This window comes from Acidiplasma cupricumulans, assembly GCF_001402935.1.
GTDB classification, from domain to species: Archaea; Thermoplasmatota; Thermoplasmata; order Thermoplasmatales; family Thermoplasmataceae; genus Acidiplasma; species Acidiplasma aeolicum.
Genome location: NZ_LKBH01000101.1, coordinates 1 through 3,060, shown reverse-complemented (window position 1 = coordinate 3,060; position 3,060 = coordinate 1). Strand labels below are relative to the sequence as shown.

Annotated in this window: 2 protein-coding genes; both read left to right on the top strand. The window is 35.9% G+C overall.

Going from position 1 to position 3,060, the window contains the following annotated elements; genetic code table 11:
- Positions 1-127: 127 nt before the first annotated feature.
- The gene (locus AOG55_RS03150; protein WP_048102390.1) at positions 128-1,750 is read left to right on the top strand and encodes an APC family permease; all 1,623 of its coding nucleotides are present in this window, start codon (positions 128-130) and stop codon (positions 1,748-1,750) included.
- Between the two features lie 72 nt (positions 1,751-1,822).
- On the top strand, positions 1,823-3,046 hold the full coding sequence (locus AOG55_RS03145) for a DEAD/DEAH box helicase (RefSeq protein WP_055040875.1): 1,224 nt from the start codon (positions 1,823-1,825) through the stop codon (positions 3,044-3,046).
- Positions 3,047-3,060: the final 14 nt, after the last annotated feature.

Below are 3,060 nucleotides of genomic sequence, written 5' to 3'. Positions count from 1 at the left end.
TTAATCATTTCAAAAGTATTTTTAAATTTATATTATTACTCATTTTTTCCATCTTATTTAAATTTAATAAATTTTAATTTTTAAATTTTTAGGCAAAAATTTATATTGTTATTCTCATTAGGAAAATATGAACTTGAATGAGGCAGAGAGTATTAAAAGAACAAAAACTGGTCTAAAAAGAGGAATAAATACACATGATGCAATCATGTTCGGCGTTGGCGGGGCGGTTGGCTCCGGCATTTTATTTGCGGCAGCAGGCGGTACAGGTTATGCTGGCCCCGCTGTCATTATTTCATGGATATTAACAGCAGTATTTATAGTTCTGGTAACCCTACCATTTGCCGAATATTCTGCAATGTTTCCAAGGTCCGGAATCAGTGCCAGGATTGCCTATTATTCATATGGGTCATATGGTGGTTTTATTTCCGGATGGGCCCTTTTTATATGGGCAGTTACCATTCCTGCAATAGAGGCAGTGGCAGTGTCTGAATATGCTGCATTTTATGTTCCGCAGCTGTATAATTCGACCACGGGCCTTTTAACCGGATATGGAATACTCTTATCAATACTTTTAATGATTGGCTTTTTATTTTTAAATCTTAAGAGCATAGCACATTTCGCGAAGTTCAATAAGGTCTGGACATGGGTTAAAATAGCCGTGGTTATTGCATTTGTAATAATACTTCCATTATTCATCTTCCATCCATCCAATTTTGTATCTCCAAGCTTCGCACCATCCATTGGCGGTATTTTCATAGCAATACCCGCATCTGGAATACTCTTTTCATTTGGTGGTTACAGGCAGGTAGCAGATATGGCAGGTGAGGTTAAGAATCCAGCAAAAAACATGCCAAAGATTATAGGTCTTGTTCTGTTAATTCAGAGCCTGCTTTACATTGCCATGGCTGTTGTAATAGTTGGAACCGTAAACTGGAAGGGATTTAACAAACCAGTTGGTGACTGGGCCTATATTGCAGGTAGATCATCACCGCTGGTTGATATAATGCATGGTAATTTAAGCTTTGTAAGTCCTCAGGTTGCTGCACTTTTAGGCGTAATGATTGTGATATTCTTTATCTTTGCAATTATTTCCCCAGGAGGCACACTTGGTGTTTATCTTACCGGTGCAAGCAGAATAATTTTCGGCTTCTCAGAGGAAAATGCAATTCCTAAAATCTTTAGAAAAACTACAAAAAGTGGAGCACCTGTATATGCTCTTGTTTTATCAGTCATTCTGGGGATTATATTTTTGGTTCCACTACCATCATGGTATGAACTTGTCGATTTCGTGGTTGTTGCCGCAGTTGCAAATTTTGCAATTGCATCAATATCATTGCCTGTGCTGAGAAAATTATACCCGGATGTTGAGAGGCCATTTAAAATTCCTTACCCAATGCTCTGGTCATTTTCCGCATTCATCATTGCAACATACCTTATTTACTGGGCAACATATCCAACAACATTATACGCACTTGGCGCAACCCTTGCAGGATCCATAATATTTATTTACCAGGCACATTTAAAGAAATACTCAAATCTTCATCTAAAAAACTCACTATGGATACCATTATACTTAATTGGTTTAATACTATTGTCAAGATACGGTGGTACACCCACTGGAGGAACAAATTTAATACCATATCCATTTGACTATTTGGTTCTGTTCTTTTATGCAATTATATTCTTTTTTATAGGACTAAAATCGGCACCTAAGGATAAAATCATGGAAAGTACAGCACTTGAGGATTAATCCTCAAAAATTTTATTTTATTATAAGAATAAGTATATAAGGAAACTAAGTATATACAATGGAGTGTTTAAATTGTCAAAATTTGAAAATATGAATATTAATAAAGAGATTAAAAGGGCACTAAATGATATGAATTTTATAAATCCCACAGAAATTCAGGATATGGCCATACCACATATAATGTCTGGAGGGGATGTAATTATAAGGTCAAAAACCGGATCTGGAAAGACCGGTGCTTACTTAATTCCAGTGTTAAATTCCATATCCAGCTTAAAGGGCAGGTATGTAAAGGCCCTTATTGTTCTTCCAACCAGGGAGCTTTCATTGCAGACGGCAAAAGTTTTTGAAAAAATGGGAAAATATACCGGATTAAGATATTCAATAATATATGGCGGGACCCCATATCAGAGGCAGATAGATTCATTGTACCGTGCAGATATTGTAATAGGCACACCCGGAAGAATAATTGACCTGATAAATAAGGGTTACCTTGATATATCCAGAATTAACCACCTCATTCTTGATGAGGCTGATGAGATGCTTGACATGGGTTTTATAGACGACATTAAAACGATAATAGGATACACAAATGATAGGAGGCAGACAATATTGTTATCGGCCACAATGCCGGAAAAGATTAAAATGCTTTCCAGGCAGTTCATGAAAAACCCGGAAAACATATTTGCTGATGAGGATAGAATACCGGAAACAATAAACCATATTTATACCGTATCCAGAAAATGCAATAAATTTTCAATATTAATGTCATATTTAAATGATTATGGTTCAAAAAAATCCATTATCTTTGTCAAAACACAGAAAATGGGTGAAATAATTAACAGGGCCCTTACGCAGGAGGGTTTTAGAAATATTTTACTTCACGGCGGCATGAAACAGAATTACAGGGAAAGATCAATAAATGAGTTTAGAAAAATGGATTCTGGCATACTTGTTACCACAAATATTGCTGCAAGGGGTCTGGATATACCGGGAATTTCAGATGTTATAAACTTCGATGCACCTGACAATATAGAGACATACACACACAGGGTTGGAAGATCAGGCAGAATGGGTAAAAATGGCCGTGCGATGACAATATTTAATGAGGAGGAAAAATACATGATCCATGAAATTCAGGCAAAAAGCAGCATAAATATGGAGCATATAGAGATCAGGCTAAACGAAAAGTATATAAATTCATCATTTAACAAAATAGTTAATGAAAACATAATAAAAAACCATCACAGAACATCAGGGCATGAAAAATCATACAGATACCATGGCAGACGCTGGTAAATATTTATATATAA

Coding starts and splice junctions, on each gene's coding strand:
- AOG55_RS03150 (WP_048102390.1), top strand. CDS start 128: ATGAACTTGAATGAGGCAGAGAGTATTAAAAGAACAAAAACTGGTCTA.